Annotated in this window: 15 protein-coding genes; 8 read left to right on the top strand and 7 right to left on the bottom strand. The window is 68.9% G+C overall.

Annotated features, from left to right (window positions below):
- Window positions 1-49: 49 nt before the first annotated feature.
- The 4 genes from rplI to rpsF all read right to left on the bottom strand — a co-directional run bounded on the left by rplI (window position 50) and on the right by rpsF (window position 1,743).
- Entirely contained in the window at window positions 50-496 is a 447-nt protein-coding gene (gene rplI / locus ACGF3H_RS11685; protein WP_189230198.1) for a 50S ribosomal protein L9, read from the bottom strand.
- Window positions 497-514: 18 nt separating this feature from the next.
- Complete coding sequence (rpsR, locus tag ACGF3H_RS11690; RefSeq protein WP_003949403.1) at window positions 515-751, bottom strand: 30S ribosomal protein S18; 237 nt, start codon at window positions 749-751, stop codon at window positions 515-517.
- Window positions 752-791: 40 nt separating this feature from the next.
- Window positions 792-1,376, bottom strand: a complete 585-nt coding sequence (locus tag ACGF3H_RS11695; protein WP_362486153.1) for a single-stranded DNA-binding protein — start codon at window positions 1,374-1,376, stop codon at window positions 792-794.
- Between the two features lie 76 nt (window positions 1,377-1,452).
- A complete protein-coding gene (rpsF, locus tag ACGF3H_RS11700; protein ID WP_077798159.1) occupies window positions 1,453-1,743 on the bottom strand; it encodes a 30S ribosomal protein S6 in 291 nt (96 codons plus the stop codon).
- A gap of 278 nt (window positions 1,744-2,021) precedes the next feature.
- Here rpsF and ACGF3H_RS11705 point away from each other — a divergent pair, with 278 nt between their 5' ends.
- The 3 genes from ACGF3H_RS11705 (at window position 2,022) to ACGF3H_RS11715 (ending at window position 4,755) form a co-directional block, all read left to right on the top strand.
- A complete protein-coding gene (locus tag ACGF3H_RS11705) occupies window positions 2,022-2,351 on the top strand; it encodes a hypothetical protein (RefSeq protein ID WP_362486155.1) in 330 nt (109 codons plus the stop codon).
- Window positions 2,352-2,489: 138 nt separating this feature from the next.
- A complete protein-coding gene (gene femX, locus ACGF3H_RS11710) occupies window positions 2,490-3,611 on the top strand; it encodes a peptidoglycan bridge formation glycyltransferase FemX (protein ID WP_189230194.1) in 1,122 nt (373 codons plus the stop codon).
- Between the two features lie 112 nt (window positions 3,612-3,723).
- Window positions 3,724-4,755 (top strand): alanine racemase, encoded by a 1,032-nt coding sequence (locus tag ACGF3H_RS11715; protein WP_362486158.1) that lies wholly within the window; start codon window positions 3,724-3,726, stop codon window positions 4,753-4,755.
- A 117-nt stretch (window positions 4,756-4,872) separates the two neighbouring features.
- On the opposite strand, the gene ACGF3H_RS11720 is transcribed toward ACGF3H_RS11715, so the two are convergent.
- Window positions 4,873-6,381, bottom strand: a complete 1,509-nt coding sequence (locus ACGF3H_RS11720; protein WP_362486160.1) for a glycosyltransferase 87 family protein — start codon at window positions 6,379-6,381, stop codon at window positions 4,873-4,875.
- Window positions 6,382-6,502: 121 nt separating this feature from the next.
- Entirely contained in the window at window positions 6,503-9,208 is a 2,706-nt protein-coding gene (locus ACGF3H_RS11725; RefSeq protein ID WP_362486162.1) for a transglycosylase domain-containing protein, read from the bottom strand.
- 352 nt (window positions 9,209-9,560) lie between these two features.
- Between ACGF3H_RS11725 and ACGF3H_RS11730 the strand changes: the two genes are divergently transcribed.
- The 4 genes from ACGF3H_RS11730 (at window position 9,561) to ACGF3H_RS11745 (ending at window position 13,351) form a co-directional block, all read left to right on the top strand.
- On the top strand, window positions 9,561-10,238 hold the full coding sequence (locus ACGF3H_RS11730) for a helix-turn-helix transcriptional regulator (RefSeq protein WP_362486164.1): 678 nt from the start codon (window positions 9,561-9,563) through the stop codon (window positions 10,236-10,238).
- A gap of 44 nt (window positions 10,239-10,282) precedes the next feature.
- Window positions 10,283-11,365, top strand: coding sequence for an inositol-3-phosphate synthase (locus tag ACGF3H_RS11735; RefSeq protein ID WP_362486166.1), 1,083 nt, complete (start codon window positions 10,283-10,285; stop codon window positions 11,363-11,365).
- Window positions 11,366-11,442: 77 nt separating this feature from the next.
- Window positions 11,443-12,705: an MFS transporter gene (locus ACGF3H_RS11740; protein WP_362486167.1), complete on the top strand. Its 1,263-nt coding sequence runs from the start codon at window positions 11,443-11,445 to the stop codon at window positions 12,703-12,705.
- Window positions 12,706-12,826: 121 nt separating this feature from the next.
- Window positions 12,827-13,351 carry a hypothetical protein gene (locus ACGF3H_RS11745; RefSeq protein WP_362486169.1) on the top strand — a complete coding sequence of 175 codons (525 nt, stop codon included), beginning with the start codon at window positions 12,827-12,829 and terminating at the stop codon, window positions 13,349-13,351.
- Between the two features lie 105 nt (window positions 13,352-13,456).
- On the opposite strand, the gene ACGF3H_RS11750 is transcribed toward ACGF3H_RS11745, so the two are convergent.
- The gene (locus ACGF3H_RS11750; RefSeq protein ID WP_362486171.1) at window positions 13,457-14,902 is read right to left on the bottom strand and encodes a CCA tRNA nucleotidyltransferase; all 1,446 of its coding nucleotides are present in this window, start codon (window positions 14,900-14,902) and stop codon (window positions 13,457-13,459) included.
- Window positions 14,903-15,130: 228 nt separating this feature from the next.
- Here ACGF3H_RS11750 and ACGF3H_RS11755 point away from each other — a divergent pair, with 228 nt between their 5' ends.
- Window positions 15,131-17,539, top strand: a complete 2,409-nt coding sequence (locus tag ACGF3H_RS11755; protein WP_362486172.1) for a DUF6049 family protein — start codon at window positions 15,131-15,133, stop codon at window positions 17,537-17,539.
- The last annotated feature ends 2 nt before the right edge of the window (window positions 17,540-17,541 follow it).

The raw sequence follows: 17,541 nt of genomic DNA on the forward strand, positions 1-17,541 counted from the left end.
CCCCGACCGGGAGTGCGGCCCCTTCTCATCGCTTCGGCGAGAGCCAGGCTCAGGCGGAAACAACCTCGATGTTGACCGTGGCGGCAACCTCGGGGTGCAGACGCACGGACGTCGCGTGGGCGCCCAGGGTCTTGATCGGCGAGCCCAGCTCGATGCGGCGCTTGTCGACCTCGGGGCCACCGGCAGCCTTGATCGCCGAGGCGACGTCGGCCGGGGTGACGGAACCGAAGAGACGACCGGCGTCGCCGGAGCGGACGGCCAGACGGACCTTCACACCCTCGAGCTGGGCCTTCACCTGGTTGGCCTGCTCGATGGTCTGGATCTCGTGGATCTTGCGAGCACGACGGATCTGCTCGACGTCCTTCTCGCCACCCTTGGTCCAGCGGATCGCGAACTTCCGCGGGATCAGGTAGTTACGGGCGTAGCCGTCCTTGACGTCGACGACGTCGCCCGCGGCGCCGAGGCCGGAGACCTCGTGGGTGAGGATGATCTTCATGAGTCGGTCACCCTTCCCTTATCGCGCGGTGGACGTGTAGGGCAGCAGCGCCATCTCACGGCTGTTCTTGACGGCCGTGGCGACATCACGCTGGTGCTGCGTGCAGTTGCCGGTCACGCGGCGGGCACGGATCTTGCCGCGGTCGGAAATGAACTTCCGCAGCATGTTCGTGTCCTTGTAGTCCACGTACGTGACCTTGTCCTTGCAGAAAGCGCAGACCTTCTTCTTCGGCTTGCGCACAGGCGGCTTAGCCATGATATTTCTCCTGTGTGATCAAGAAGTGGGGGTGCCCGCCCTAGAAGGGGGGCTCGTCCGAGTAGCCGCCGCCGCTGCCGGAGCCGCCGCCCCAGCCACCGCCGCCGCCCTGGTTGCCACCGGCGGGAGCGCCCGTGGCCCAGGGGTCGTCGGCAGGCGCGCCGCCGCCGCCCTGCTGGCCGCCACCGGGGCCGCCGCCCCAGCCGCCGCCACCCTGGCCGCCACCGCCGCCGTAACCGCCCTGGCCGCCGCGCCCCTGGCCCGAGGTCTTGGTGACCTTGGCCGTGGCGCTGCGCAGGCTGGCACCGACCTCGTCGACGTCCAGCTCGTAGACCGTGCGCTTGACGCCCTCACGGTCCTCGTAGGACCGCTGCTTCAGCCGGCCCTGCACGATGACGCGCATGCCTCGCTGGAGCGACTCGGCGACGTTCTCCGCCGCCTGACGCCAGACCGAGCAGGTCAGGAAGAGGCTCTCGCCGTCCTTCCACTCGTTCGTCTGACGGTCGAAGGTGCGGGGGGTCGACGCAACGCGGAACTTCGCGACGGCCGCACCGGACGGGGTGAAGCGCAGCTCGGGGTCGTCGACAAGATTGCCGATGACCGTGATGACGGTCTCGCCTGCCATGGGGGAACCTCTCGGCGGGTTTGCTGCTGGCTGCTTGTGCTGCTACTCGAATCCCGGGTTCAGCTGAGCGGAAGGCTCAGTGCATCTCGGGACGGAGGACCTTGGTCCGGAGGACCGACTCGTTCAGGTTCATCTGGCGGTCGAGCTCCTTGACGACCGCAGGCTCGGCCTGCAGGTCGATGACCGAGTAGATGCCCTCGGGCTTCTTCTTGATCTCGTACGAGAGACGACGACGGCCCCAGGTGTCGACCTTCTCGACCTTTCCGCCGCCGTCACGGACGACAGAGAGGAAGTTCTCGATCAGCGGGGAGACAGCGCGCTCCTCGAGATCGGGGTCGAGGATGACCATCACCTCGTAGTGACGCATGTGGAACCCACCTCCTTTGGACTCAGCGGCCACGGTCGTTCCGTGGCAGGAGGGTTGCGATGCGTTCGCACCGGCATCAGCGAGTAAACCAGGACCCACTGACAATGGGGTCTCCTCCGGGGAGGCGGCCCGGCCGGGGGTCGGCAGCGGACACCAGTGCAGAAGGTACAGAGTACCCGCCCCACGGCTTGCGGTTGAAATCCGCCCGCGGGGGGACGCAATCTGTACACATCGGAAGTGCAGGGCGAAGACAGACTGCCTTCGGCTGGAGGTTCTCCATGGCACAGATCATGCGACCCGCCAAACCCAGGACCGGCCTGCTGGCCACCGACGGCAAACCGCACCCCCTCCAGGACACGCTGATGGCCGTGAGCCTGGTGCTGGGAGTGCTCTCCCTGGTGACCGCGGGCTTTCCGGGGCTTCACCTCCTGACCTCCTGGGCCGGACTGGCCGGTGTCCTGGTCGGTGGATACGGCCAGTTCATCTCCGAGACGACCCGCGAGCGTTTCGGCCTGGTGCTGGGTATCGGCGCCTCCGCGATCGGCCTCTACTTCGGCATGTCCCACGGCGGGCTGTTCGGCAACTTCGGCGGGTTCGTCGGCGGCTGACCCGCGGACCGCGCCGGCCCGCGGGACGGCGCGGTCCCCCGGTACGCCGGACGGGGCGCTCACCGGGCGCAGTAGGCTTCGCGCGAGAGCCGGAGCCCCTGTACCCATGGGGACACACCAGCCCGAGGAGCGCCCCGAATGAGCCTGACCCTGAGGACCATCAGCCGCGAGCAGCATCTGGCCTACATCCAGAGCCTGCCGGCGGCGAGTCACATGCAGGTGCCGGCCTGGGCGGACGTAAAGGCCGAGTGGCGCTCGGAGAACCTCGGGTGGTTCGACGACCGGACCGGCCAGCTGGTCGGTGCGGGCCTCGTGCTGTACCGGCAGCTGCCCAAGATCAAGCGTTACCTCGCGTACCTCCCCGAGGGCCCGGTCATCAACTGGTTCGCGCCGAATCTCCAGGAGTGGATGGAGCCCATGCTGGCGCACCTGAAGCAGCAGGGCGCCTTCTCGGTGAAGATGGGCCCGCCGGTGATCATCCGGCGCTGGGACGCCGCGTCGATCAAGAAGGGCATCCAGGACCCCGACGTCAAGCGGCTGCGCGACATCGAGGCCGACCACATCGAGCCCCGTGCCTTCGAGGTGGCCGACAAGCTGCGCCGCATGGGCTGGCAGCAGGGCGAGGACGGCGGCGCCGGCTTCGGCGACGTGCAGCCCCGCTACGTCTTCCAGGTGCCCCTGGCCAACCGGTCCCTGGAAGAGGTCCACAAGAACTTCAACCAGCTGTGGCGCCGCAACATCAAGAAGGCCGAGAAAGCCGGCGTCGAGGTCGTCCAGGGTGGCTATCACGACCTCGAGGAGTGGCAGCGCCTGTACGAGATCACGGCGGTGCGCGACCACTTCCGGCCGCGTCCGCTGTCCTACTTCCAGCGCATGTGGGCGGCCCTCAACAACGAGGACCCCAACCGCATGCGGCTGTACTTCGCCCGGCACAACGGAGTGAACCTGTCGGCGGCGACGATGCTGGTCGTCGGCGGGCACGTCTGGTACTCCTACGGCGCCTCCGACAACATCGGCCGCGAGGTCCGGCCCTCGAACGCGATGCAGTGGGCGATGCTGCGCGACGCCTACGCCCTCGGGGCCACCGTCTACGACCTGCGCGGCATCTCCGACTCCCTGGACGAGAGCGACCACCTCTTCGGTCTGATCCAGTTCAAGGTCGGCACGGGCGGGCAGGCGGCCGAGTACCTCGGGGAGTGGGACTTCCCGCTGAACAAGCTGCTGCACAAGGCGCTCGACATCTACATGTCGCGCCGCTGACCCACGCTCCCCGCTCCCCGTTCCAGTAGCGTCGGGAGGGGTTTCCACAGCTCCGACGAGTCTCCCTCATCTCTGACACACCGCAGCCACGAGAAAGGTTCCAGGTCCGGCCATGGCGCTCACGCTCTACGTCGACACCGCGCGCTGGCGGGCGCACCACAAGCACGTGCAGGAGCAGTTCCCCGGGCTCGTCCCGGTCTGCAAGGGCAACGGCTACGGCTTCGGACACGAACGGCTGGCGGAGGAGGCCACGCGCCTCGGTTCCGACGTCCTCGCCGTGGGCACGACGTACGAGGCCGCCCGGATCAAGGACTTCTTCGGCGGCGATCTGCTGGTGCTGACGCCGTACCGGCGCGGCGAGGAGCCGGTGCCGCTGCCGGACCGGGTCGTGCGCTCCGTGTCCTCCATCGACGGCGTGTACGGCCTGGTCGGCGCGCGGGTGGTCATCGAGGTGATGTCCTCGATGAAGCGGCACGGCATCAGCGAGCAGGACCTGCCGCAGCTGCACGCCGCCATAGAGAACGTCCGGCTGGAGGGCTTCGCCATCCATCTGCCGCTGGACCGCACCGACGGCTCGGACGCCGTCGAGGAGGTCATCGGGTGGATGGACCGGCTGCGTGCGGCCCGTCTGCCGCTGCACACGATGTTCGTCAGCCACCTCAAGGCCGATGAACTCGCCCGCCTCCAGCAGCAGTTCCCGCAGACCAGGTTCCGCGCGCGCATCGGGACGCGGCTGTGGCTGGGGGACCACGAGGCCACCGAGTACCGCGGCGCCGTGCTCGACGTCACCCGCGTGGGCAAGGGGGAGCGCTTCGGCTACCGGCAGCAGAAGGCGGCCTCCGACGGTTTCCTGGTGGTCGTGGCGGGCGGTACGTCCCACGGCGTGGGCCTGGAGGCACCGAAGGCGCTGCACGGTGTGATGCCGCGCGCGAAGGGCGTCGCCCGGGCGGGCCTGGCCACGGTCAATAGGAACCTGTCGCCGTTCGTCTGGGGCGGCAAGCAGCGCTGGTTCGCGGAACCGCCGCACATGCAGGTGTCGATCCTGTTCGTGCCCTCCGACGCACCGGAGCCGACGGTCGGGGACGAGCTGGTGGCACACCTGCGGCACACCACCACGCAGTTCGACCGCATCGTCGACCGCTGAGCTCCGCGCGGAGCGAGAGCCACGAGACCGGCGAAAGGGCCGTGCACGGTCACCCGTGCACGGCCCTTTGCGTGCCCTCGGAGGCCGGGCGGGCTGCCGGCCCGACGCCGGGTTCGCTCAGAGCGAACCGCCGGGCTGCCGGCCGGCGCCCCACTCCACTCGGGGGCCCTCGAGGTGGGCCGCGTGACGTGCCGGACGAGCCGCGGGACCGAGGACGAAGACGTCCTCGGCGCCGTCGAGCACACCGCCCGAGGGGTCGTCGTCGCCGCTCCGCCGGACCGGGTCCCGGTCCGGCATGAGGATGTCGCGGACGACCATGACGCACAGGTACAGCGTCCCCAGCAGGTGGAGGCCGATGGCCCAGTGATAGCCGTCCGTCGGCAAGCCCTTGTGGGCGTCTCCACTGGTGGTGTACGCGAGGTACATCCAGATGCCGAGGAAGTAGGCCACCTCGCACGCCTGCCAGATCAGGAAGTCCCGCCACTTCGGCCGGGCCAGTGCGGCGAGCGGCACCAGCCACAGGACGTACTGCGGCGAGTAGACCTTGTTGGTGAGGATGAACGCCGCGACGATGAGGAAGGCGAGCTGGACGAACCGCGGACGCCGGGGGGCCGTCAGCGTGAGCGCCGCGATGGCGCCGCAGCACAGGAGCATCAGGAGCGTGGCGAGCGTGTTCACGGTCTCGGTGCTGGGCGGGTTGTCCGAGTTCCGGACGATGATCAGCCAGAAGGACCCGAAGTCGACGCCGCGTTCCTGGCTGAACCGGTAGAACTTCGACCAGCCGTCGAAGGCGAAGAGCATCACCGGCAGGTTCACCACGAGCCAGGCGACGGCCGCGCCGGCCAGGGCCTTCGCGAACTCCCGCCACTTGCCCGCACGCCAGCACAGCACGAGCAGCGGGCCGAGGATGAGGAAGGGGTAGAGCTTGGCGGCCGTGGCCAGGCCCAGGAGCACACCGAAGGCCGGCGCACGCCCCCGTGACCACATCAGGATCGCCGCGATCGTCAGGGCGACGGCCAGCAGGTCCCAGTTGACGGTCGCGGTCAGCGCGAAGGCGGGTGCCAGCGCGACCAGCAGGCCGTCCCAGGGGCGCCTGGTGTGCATGCGGGTGACGCAGACGGCGATGACGGCCGCGCACACCATGAGCATCCCGGCATTGACCATCCAGTACCACTGCTCCTGGTGCTGGATGGTGCCGCTGCCCGGGGTGAGCCAGGCCGCCACCTCCATGAACACCCCGGTGAGCACCGGATACTCGAGGTACTCCATGTCGCCGGGGAGCTTGTCGAAGTAGGGCACGAGCCCGTCGACGAATCCACGGCCCTGGTAGAGGTGCGGGATGTCGGAGTAGCAGGCATGCGTGTACTGGGAGCTGGCACCGAAGAACCAGGCGCCGTTGTAACAGGGCGCCTTCTGGACCAGGCCGAGGGCGAACATGCCGATCGCCACGAGCGCGATCACCCGCACCGGGGTCCACCAGGACGTCCCGAGCAGGGCACGCCGGCCGAGAGGACCGCCGATCAGCTCGCTGCCTGCTGCGGCGACCCCGTCCTCCCTGGTCGGCGGCACCCGATCCGGTTCGTGCACGCTCGCTGGCGTCGATTCTGCACTGGGCATGGGGCACATCCTGCCGCACGCGTCTGGGAATACGGCGGGGCCGCCGCGCCCTGATGGGTGCGACGGCCCCTGTTTCACGTGAAACAAGCGGGTGTTCCACGTGAAACACGCACGCCGGGCATGTCGGCGACTATCCGCTCGAACCCCAGATGGTGCCTCCTGGCCCGTTTCCATTGCCGTTGCCGTTGCCACCGCTGTCGCTTTCGCCGTCCGTCGCGCTGGACGAGGGCGATGGCGACGGTTCGCCGTCGCCGCCGGCGGTGTCGTTGCCGCCGTTCTGGTTGCCGCTGTTGTCCCCGTTCTGGCATTCCCAGTCGAAGACACCGCAGGTGTCGGTCGGCGTGGGAGATGGGCTGGTCGGGGTCTGGCTGGGTGTCGGGCTCGGTGACGGGCTCGACTCCTTCGTCTGGGACGGCGTGGGTGTCGGGCTCGGCGACGGAGTGTCGTTGAGGACTTCGCCGATGGGCTCCGGCGTCGGGAACTTCATCGCGGGCTGGTCCTTCAGTGCCTGCGCCATGTAGTCGTGCCAGATCTCCGACGGGAACGACGCACCGTGGATCTTGTCCTGGTCGCCCGTTCCGTACATCTCCAGGAACGTGCGGTTCTTGATGGACTCGTCGTCCGGGTAGCGGAACATGCTGATCGCTGTCGACAGCTGCGGGGTGTACCCGACGAACCAGGCGGACTTGTTGCCGTCGGTGGTACCGGTCTTGCCCGCCACCTCACGGCCCGGCAGTTGGGCGTTGGAGCCCGTGCCGTCCTCGACGACGGTCTTCAGCACGTCCGTGACGTTGTCCGCGACCTTGGCGGTGAAGGCCTGCTTGGTCTCGTCATGGTGCGTGTGGATCGTCTCGCCGCCGTGCACCACCTTCGTGACGGAGAAGGGCGCACGCTGCTTGCCGCTGGCGGCGAAGGTGCCGTACGAGCCCGCCATACGGATGGCGCTGGGGTCCGAGACACCGATGGAGAACGACGGGTAGGAGGTGCCTGCCAGGCTGGCCTCCAGGAGGCCCGCGTCGACGGCGGCCTCCTTGACCTTGTCCAGGCCGACGTCCATGCCGAGCTGTACGTAGGCCGAGTTCACCGACTCCCGCATGGCCTCGCGCAGGTCGATCTTGTAGTCCGGCGCCTCACCCAGCGACTGCTTGCCGTCGTTCTCCTGCCGCCACTGCTCGCCCTTCTCGTTGGACCAGATCGAGCCGTCGTAATTCTTGATCTTGAGGTCGTTCTCACCGCTGTAGAGGCTCTTCGGAGAGACCACGGTGCGCTCGTCCTGCGGCTGGTCCTCGGGGCCGTCGGGATCACGCACGCCCCACTTCATCGCCGCCGCGAGCACGAACGGCTTGAACGTCGAACCGACCTGGGCGCCGGTCACGTCGGCGTTGTTGGTGAAGTGCTTGGTCGCGTCGGCGCCGCCGTAGATGGCCTCGATGGCGCCCGTCTCGGGGTTCACGGACGCCCCGCCGAACTGGACGTGGGTGTCGGTCTCGGGGCGCTTGTCGGGCTTGATGTTCGCCTTGTAGACCTTCGTGACCGCGGTTTCGAGCGCCTTGACCTTCTGCTCGTCGAAGGTCGTGTGGATCTCGTAGCCGCCCTGGTCCAGCTGGTCACGTGTCGCGATGCCGTCCTTGATCACGGACGCCTTGGCGAGGTCCACGAGGTAGCCGATCTGGCCGCCCAGCTGGGTGTTCGACCGGGGGTTCTGCACCGTGGGAAGTTCGGTGTACTTGGCCCGCTCCGCCTGGTCCAGATGCCCGTACTCGACCATCTTGTCGAGGGTGTCCTGCATCTGCCTGAAGGCGCGCTTCCTGTTGGCCTCCGGGGTGGCGGCCGGGTCGATCGACGTGGCACCCGCGGGGTCGTAGTAGGTGGCGCCCTTGAGGACGGCCGACAGCAGCGCGCACTCGCCCGGATTGAGGTTGACGGCGTCCTTGTTGAAATACGCCCGCGCCGCGGCCTGGATGCCGTAGGCACCGCGGCCGTAGTAGGCGGAGTTCAGGTAGCCCGCGAGGATCTCGTCCTTGTCGACCTCGGCACCCACCTTGACCGAGACGAGGATCTCCTTGACCTTCCGGGAGACCGTCTGCGACTGGTCCTCCAGCATCGCGTTCTTGACGTACTGCTGCGTGATGGTCGACCCGCCCTGCGTCTCACCGCCCCGGGCCATGTTGAACACGGCGCGGGCGATGCCCTTCGGGTCGATGCCGCTGTCGGAGTAGAACGTCTTGTTCTCCTGGGAGATGACAGCGTTCTGCATGGCCTTGGGAATCTCGGAGAGCTTGATCACCTGGCGGTTGCGCTCACCGCCCGTGGCGACCATCACCTGGCCGTTGGCCCAGTAGTACACGTTGTTCTGCGCGGTCGCCGTCTTGGCGACGTCCGGGATGCCCACCATGGCGTACGCGATGCCGGCCGCGGCCACGAGACCGCCGAAGAACGCGATGCACAGACCCGAGACCAGCTTCCACGACGGCACCCAGCGCTGCCATCCGTCCCGGTCGCCCCGCGGATAGTCGATCATCCGCTTCTTGCCGGAGGCCGCCACCCGGCCCTGTCCGGCACCGCCCGCCGCGGCGGCGCCACCGGCTCGTCTGCCGCCACGGGCCGGCTCGGCCGCCCTGCGGCGACCGCCTCCGCTGCGTTGTGCCGCGCGCCGGGCCTCGGCACGGCCCCCGTAGGGACGTTCCTCATCCTCCGGACCGTACGAGCCGGACGGAGACCCTGTGGCGCCCCGCGGCGCCGCACGGCGGCCGGAGGACGAGCCGGACTGGCCGCGTCGGGCCGCGGCACGTCCGCCTCCCTGCGGCTGCGGCGGTTTGCGACGGTGCTCGCTCATCGAACGACTACTCCTCGGGCAGGCGCACCTTTGCGCGCCTGGAAAAGGCGGCTGGTTTCCGGTCCCCCCGAAGTACGGATGCGGCCCCTACCGCATTCACCCGTACTGCACCGAGGACGAGGACGCCCCCACGCGTCACACGGTTCCCGGCAGTTTGCATGGCGCACAGACTACGCACCGCCAAAACCCCTGAGTTCCGAAGTTCACCTCAAATCAGGCAACTTGCTCAGGAGGAATCGTCGATGTGATCCCGTTCACCAGTGCGCCTCTTGTCGCACGCGGATGGTCGTTCTATCGTCGTGATGTATCGAGCCGATACATCAGCGCGGCATAAGGACGAGAGGAGGCGACGATGAGCCGGCGTTCCGGCATCCTCGAGTTCGCCGTACTCGGCCTGCTCCGCGAATCCCCGATGCACGGCTACGAGCTGCGCAAGCGGCTCAACACGTCACTCGGTGTGTTCCGGGCGTTCAGCTACGGGACGCTGTATCCCTGCCTCAAGACGCTGGTCGCCAACGGCTGGTTGATCGAGGAGCCGGGGAACGTCGGCGAGGCCGCCGCCTCCCTCACCGGGCGGCGGGCCAAGATCGTCTACCGGTTGACGGCCGACGGCAAGGACCACTTCGAGCAGCTCCTCTCGCAGACCGGCCCCGACGCGTACGAGGACGAGACCTTCGCCGCTCGCTTCGCGTTCTTCGGGCAGACGTCGCGCGAGGTGCGCATGCGCGTGCTGGAGGGCCGGCGCAGCCGGCTGGAGGAGCGCCTGGAGAAGATGCGGGCCTCCCTGGCCCGCACCCGGGAGCGCCTCGACGACTACACGCTTGAGCTCCAGCGCCACGGAATGGAGTCCGTGGAGCGCGAAGTGCGCTGGCTGAACGAGCTCATCGAGAGCGAGCGGGCGGGGCGGGACCTGCGAGGTTCCGCCGCCGAGGGGACCGCTCAACAGGACACGACATCTGGAGCGACGGGCGGCCTGCCCCGGCCGGGGGACGACCCCCGGCCGGATACGCCCGGCGACACCGCCACGTGAGCGCCCAGTCAGGGCCTCACTCGTACACACAGGGAGCAACCGGAATGGGTTCGGTTCGCGTAGCCATCGTCGGCGTGGGCAACTGCGCCGCATCGCTGGTGCAGGGCGTCGAGTACTACAAGGACGCCGACCCGGCGTCCAAGGTCCCGGGCCTGATGCACGTCCAGTTCGGGGACTACCACGTCCGTGACATCGAGTTCGTCGCCGCCTTCGACGTGGACGCCAAGAAGGTCGGCCTGGACCTCGCGGACGCCATCGGCGCCTCCGAGAACAACACCATCAAGATCTGCGACGTGCCGAACAGCGGCGTCCAGGTCCAGCGCGGCCACACGCTCGACGGTCTCGGCAAGTACTACCGCGAGACCATCGAGGAGTCCGCCGAGGCCCCGGTCGACATCGTCCAGGTCCTCAAGGACAAGCAGGTCGACGTCCTCGTCTGCTACCTGCCCGTCGGCTCCGAGGACGCGGCGAAGTACTACGCCCAGTGCGCCATCGACGCCAAGGTCGCCTTCGTCAACGCCCTCCCGGTCTTCATCGCCGGCACCAAAGAGTGGGCGGACAAGTTCACCGAGGCCGGCGTGCCGATCGTCGGTGACGACATCAAGTCGCAGGTCGGCGCCACCATCACGCACCGCGTGATGGCGAAGCTGTTCGAGGACCGGGGCGTCGTCCTGGACCGCACGATGCAGCTGAACGTCGGCGGCAACATGGACTTCAAGAACATGCTCGAGCGTGACCGCCTCGAGTCCAAGAAGATCTCCAAGACGCAGGCCGTCACCTCCCAGATCCCCGACCGGGAGCTCGGCGAGAAGAACGTCCACATCGGCCCGTCCGACTACGTGGCGTGGCTGGACGACCGCAAGTGGGCCTACGTGCGCCTCGAGGGCCGCGCGTTCGGCGACGTCCCGCTGAACCTGGAGTACAAGCTCGAGGTCTGGGACTCCCCGAACTCGGCCGGTGTCATCATCGACGCCCTGCGCGCCGCGAAGATCGCCAAGGACCGCGGCATCGGCGGCCCGATCCTGTCGGCGTCGAGCTACTTCATGAAGTCCCCGCCGGTCCAGTACTTCGACGACCAGGCCCGCGAGAACGTCGAGAAGTTCATCAAGGGTGAGGTCGAGCGCTGAGCGCGCCCGGCTGAAGTCCGCTGAAGGTCCCTGGGTCGCACGACCCGGGGACCTTCGCGTATGTGAGGCTGTGCCCCATGGCCGTCGTCCGTGACCTGCGCATCCTGCTGCGCCTGAAGGGGTTCCGGCGCCTGCTCGCCGTGCGTCTGCTCTCCCAGGGCGCCGACGGCGTCTACCAGGTCGCACTCGCCACCTACGTCGTCTTCTCGCCGGAGAAACAGACCTCGGCCGCCGCGATCGCCTCCGCGATGGCGGTCCTGCTGCTCCCGTACTCGCTGGTGGGCCCCTTCGCCGGCGTCCTGCTGGACCGCTGGCGCCGCCGCCAGGTCTTCCTGTACGGCAACCTGCTGCGCGCCCTGCTCGCGTCGGTGACCGCGGTGCTGATGGTCGCCTCCGTCCCGGAGTGGCTCTTCTACGTCTCCGCCCTGTGCGTCACAGCGGTCAACCGCTTCGTCCTGGCGGGTCTGTCCGCGGCGCTGCCGCGCGTGGTCGACGCGGAGCGCCTGGTGATCGCGAACTCCCTCTCCCCGACCGCCGGCACCCTGGCGGCCACGGCCGGCGGCGGTCTGGCCTTCGTCGTGCGCCTCGTGGTCGCCGACTCCGACGCCGCCGTGGTGCTGCTCGCGGCCGCCCTGTACCTGTGCGGCGCCCTCGCGTCGCTGCGGCTGGCGGTGCAGCTGCTGGGACCCGACGAGGCAATGGTGCGGCCGCATCTGGCGTCGGCGCTCGCGGGCACGGCCCGGGACCTGGTGGCCGGGGTCCGGCATCTCCTCGCGCCCCCACGCCGGAGAGCGGCCTGGTCGCTCGCCACCATGACGCTGATGCGGTTCTGCTACGGCGCTCTGCTCGTCCTTCTGCTGATGCTGTGCCGGTACGCCCTGACGTCGGAGACGGACGAAGGGCTCGCGCTGCTGGGACTGGCCCTGGGGGTCTCGGGCGCCGGCTTCTTCGCCGCGGCGGTGATCACACCCTGGGCGGCCGGGCGGCTCGGACCCGGCCGCTGGATGGCCGTGTGCGCGGCAACCGCGGCGGTGCTGGTCCCGGCTCTCGGGCTGCCGTTCGCCACCGCCCCCCTGCTCGCCGCTGCGTTCGTGCTGGGACTGACGACCCAGGGTTCGAAGATCGCCACCGACACGATCGTGCAGTCGTCGGTCGCCGACGCCTTCCGTGGCCGGATCTTCTCCGTTTACGACGTGCTGTTCAACGTCGCCTTCGTCGGTGCCGCCGGGGTTGCCGCCCTGATACTGCCGCCGGACGGACGGTCGGTGCCGCTGATCGTCACCGTCGCCGCTGTCTACGGAGCGGTTGCTGTGGCTATGGCCCGTTTTGACGGCCAGTAAGTGTCACATCAGTGCCACAGAGCCCCACCGGGCTACAGAGATGTCGGCGGGGCCCGGTAACTTACGTGCGTCTTACTCGCGCCATGTTCGCGTCATGCACCCATGTTTAGGGGGACCCCCAGTGACCACTCCGCCGCCCCAAGGCAACCCGTTCGCGCAGGGCCAGCCGCAGGCCCCGCAGCAGCCCCAGGGGCAGAACCCCTACGCGCAGGGGCAGCCGGGCTTCCCGCAGCAGCCCGGTCAGCCCGGATTCCCTCAGCAGGGTGCACCGTACGCGCCGGTTCCGCCGGAGCCGGCCCGGCGCAAGGTCAGCTTCAAGGTGATCAAGAACGTTGTCATCGCCGTGATCGTCGTCGGCGTGGCCGTCGGCGGTTACATCGCCAGCCGCGACGACGCCAACACGGCGGCGGTCGGCGACTGCATGCACCGCGGCAGCACCGACGACAGCGACCCCGACCTCGAGGTCGTCGACTGCGCGGACTCGAAGGCCCAGTACGAGGTGCTGGCCAAGATCGAGGGCTCGTTCCTCACCGACACGATGGCCCAGAGCAAGTGCGAGGCCGAGGCCAAGGACTTCCAGTACGTCTACACCGAGAGCGGCGACGGCAAGGACTTCCTGCTCTGCCTGAAGGACTACAAGAAGTAAGGCAGGCACCCCACCTGCCACGAAGGGGCGGTGTTTCACGTGAAACACCGCCCCTTTCGTCTGTCCAGGCCGTGTTTCACGTGAAACACGGCCTGGACAGACGGCTCACGACTCCTGGTCCGCCCACCACTTCTTCAGCGCCGCGACCGCGGCCTCATGCCCCATGGGCCCGTTCTCCAGGCGAAGCTCCAGCAGGTACTTGTAGGCCTGGCCGACAACCGGTCCCGGCCGGACGCCCAGGATCTCCATGACCTGGTTGCCGTCCAGGTCCGGGCGGATGGCGTCCAGCTCCTCCTGCTCCTGGAGCTTGGCGATGCGCTCCTCCAGCCCGTCGTACGCCCGCGACAGCGCGGCGGCCTTGCGCTTGTTGCGGGTCGTGCAGTCCGAGCGCGTCAGCTTGTGGAGACGGTCCAGCAGCGGGCCGGCGTCCCGGACATAGCGGCGGACCGCCGAGTCCGTCCACTCGCCCGTGCCGTAACCGTGGAAGCGCAGGTGCAGCTCGACCAGGCGCGAGACGTCCTTCACCAGGTCGTTGGAGTACTTGAGCGCGGTCATGCGCTTCTTCGTCATCTTGGCCCCGACCACCTCGTGGTGGTGGAACGAGACCCGGCCGTCCTTCTCGAACCGGCGCGTGCGCGGCTTGCCGATGTCGTGCAGCAGGGCGGCCAGCCGGAGAACCAGGTCGGGGCCCTCGGTCTCCAGGGCCATCGCCTGCTCCAGGACGATGAGCGTGTGGTCGTAGACGTCCTTGTGCCGGTGGTGCTCGTCCCGCTCGAGACGCAGAGCGGGCAGCTCGGGCAGGACCCGCTCGGCGATGCCTGTCTCCACGAGCAGGGTGAGTCCCTTGCGCGGGTGAGCGGAGAGGACGAGCTTGTTCAGCTCGTCCCGGATCCGCTCGGCGGAGACGATGTCGATCCGTCCGGCCATGTCCTGCATGGCCGTGACGACCTCGGGGGCCACCGTGAAGTCGAGCTGGGCGGCGAAGCGCGCGGCCCGCATCATCCGGAGCGGATCGTCCGAGAACGACTCCTCGGGGGTGCCGGGAGTGCGCAGCACACGGGCCGCGAGGTCGTCGAGTCCGCCGTGCGGGTCGATGAACCTCCGCTCCGGGAGCGCGACGGCCATGGCGTTCACGGTGAAGTCCCGCCGGACGAGGTCCTCCTCGATGGAGTCGCCGTACGACACCTCCGGCTTGCGCGACGTGCGGTCGTACGCCTCCGACCGGTAGGTGGTCACCTCGATCTGGAAGCCGTCCTTCTGCGCCCCGACCGTGCCGAACGCGATCCCGACCTCCCAGACGGCGTCCGCCCACGGCCGCACGATCTTCAGGACGTCCTGCGGCCGGGCATCGGTCGTGAAGTCCAGATCGTTGCCGAGCCGGCCGAGCAACGCGTCCCGGACCGAGCCGCCGACCAGGGCGAGAGAGAACCCGGCCTCCTGGAAACGGCGGGCGAGGTCGTCGGCGACAGGCGCTACCCGCAACGGTTCGCTCACCGCGGGAGGCTGCGCCTGACTCATGGCACTGGGGTTGACTTCGTTGGCGTTCGGCACAACAGGACAGGGTACGTGGCCCGGACGGACACGGTCGCCTCCCTGGTCCGCGCACCCGGCCGCCCGACTTTGTCGGCTCGCTCCCCTCTATAGGGGCACATTCGGGGCAGCCCCACGTCAGGACGGATGGTGTGGCGTACACCGCGGCACTTCCCCTCGGCGCACATCGTTACCATGCGTGGACGCACATTCCGACGACCACTGACACGACGAGGGACGGGCGAGCGCGTGGCCGAGGCGGCAGACTTCCAGGGGACCAGTCCCTCACCTGCCCGCCGGTGGCTCCGGCGCACCGCAGCCCTGCTCGCCGGTGCGCCCCTGCTGGCCGGGCTGGTCCAGCTGCCCGCGGGATCCGCGGGGGCCGAAGAGCAGGCGACCGCCAAGGCCGACTCGGACTCCGGCGCGGTATCCGTGGCCGTCGACTCGCTCACCCCGTCCGCCCCGACGACGGGGGACACGGTGACCGTGTCCGGCACCGTGACGAACAACGGCAAGCAGCCGGTCACCAAGGCCCATGTCGGACTGCGGATGGGACCCGAGATCAACACCCGCTCGTCCGTCGACGCCGTGGCCAAGGACGGCACCGACCTGGCGGGATCCGTCCCTCCGGAGATCGACGACAAGTACACGGCGAAGTTCTCCAAGCTCGCCCCGGGCGTCGCCGAGCACTTCAACATCTCCGTCCCGGTCGACGACCTGGATCTCGGCGAGGACGGCGTCTACGAGTTCGCGGTCTCGCTCTCCGGGGAGACCGCGGCGGAGCCGTGGGAGCAGGTCCTCGGCATCCAGCGGACCTTCCTGCCCTGGAAGCCCGACGCGGCCGGCCAGAAGACGAAGACGACATATCTCTGGCCTCTCGTCTCGACCACCCACATGGCCGCCGAGACGGGCCCGAACGAAGAGCAGACCCCGGTCTTCCTCAACGACGACCTGGCCAAGGAGATCTCCCCCGGAGGCCGCCTGAACCAGATGGTCACGCTGGGCAAGGACCTCGACGTCACCTGGGTGGTCGACCCGGATCTGCTCGCCTCCGTCGACGCGATGACGGGCAGCTACCGGGTCCGCAACGGGGACGACACCGTTCGCGGCACCCACCAGGCGGTCGCCAAGCAGTGGCTCGCCGACCTCCAGGACGCGGTGACCGACAAGGAGGTCGTCGCACTGCCCTTCGCCGACCCCGACCTGGCCTCGCTGGCCCACAACGGCACGGACACCGCCGGGTCGCTGAGTCAGCTGAAGGAAGCCACGGACGTCGTCGACAACACGGTCTCGCCGATCCTCCACGTGAAACCGAACACGGACTTCGCCTGGCCCGTGGAGGGCGCGGTCGACCGGTCGATCGTCAAGGTCGCCACCTCGGCGGGCGCCGACAAGGTGATCGCCCGCAGCGACAGCCTCCAGGAGACCAACGGCCTGCCGTACACCCCGTCGGCCGCACGCCCCATCGGCGGCGGGACCACCGCGGTCGTCGCTGACGCCCGGCTGTCCACGGCGTTCGAGGGTGACCTCACCAAGGCGTCCGCGTCCACGCTCGCGGTGCAGCGGTTCCTGGCCCAGAGCCTGACGCTGGGGCTCCAGACCGGCAAGCAGCGCAGCATCGTCGTCGCCCCGCAGCGCACCCCCTCCGGCAGCCAGGCACGCGCGATGGCCGAGGCGCTGAAGGCCCTGCAGGACGGCACCTGGTCCCAGTCCCAGAAACTGGCGGACGCCGCCACCGCCAAGCCCGACCCCGACGCCACCACCAAGGTGCCGGGTACCTCCTCGTACCCCTCGGCGCTGCGCAAGAAGGAACTGCCGCGGTCGGCGTTCACGGAGATCGCGCAGACCCAGGACACGCTTGACAACTTCAAGGTCGTCCTGTCGGACCCGTCCCGGGTGGTGACGCCCTTCGGGCGGGCCCTGAACCGGGAGATGTCCGTGTCCTGGCGGGGCCGGGCCACGGAGGCGGAGTCGTTCCGCGCCGGCGTGAGGTCGTACCTCGACGGGCTGACCGGCCGGGTCAGACTGATCGACAAGTCGGAGACGAAGCTGTCCGGCCGCAGCGCCACGATCCCCGTGACGGTGCAGAACAACCTGGTGCAGGACGTCGGCCCCCTGGTGCTGCGGCTCACCTCGACGAACCCGACGCGCCTCGAGATCGGCGGCGAGGCCTATCAGGAGCGGCCGGTGTCCGTCTCCGGGGGCCACAGCCAGTCGGTGAAGTTCACCACGTCCGCCAATGCCAACGGCCGGGCCACGGTGATCGCTCAGCTGTACACGATGGACGGACGGCCCTACGGGAAAGCCGTCACGTTCGACGTGAAGGTCACCGAGATCACGGCCACGGTGATGCTCGTCATCGGCGGCGGTGTCCTGCTCCTCGTCCTCGCCGGCTTCCGGATGTACACGCAGCGCAAGCGCGCTGCGGCCCGTGCGGCCGACGGTGGCGATTCGGGTGAGGACCCGGGATCGGGCAGTGACGAGGACGGTTCCGAGAACCCGGATGCCTCCGAGAACCCCGAAGACCCCGAGGCGCGTCTCAAGGACTCCGAGGAACTCTCCCGGGCCGGCGAGCCGGAGCAGCCGAGTGACCCGGCACCGGACACCGCAGCGGAAAACGCCGACCCGTCCGGCACGGGTGAGAGAGTGGACCGTTGAGG

Source organism: Streptomyces sp. NPDC048185 (assembly GCF_043202495.1).
GTDB lineage: Bacteria > Actinomycetota > Actinomycetes > Streptomycetales > Streptomycetaceae > Streptomyces.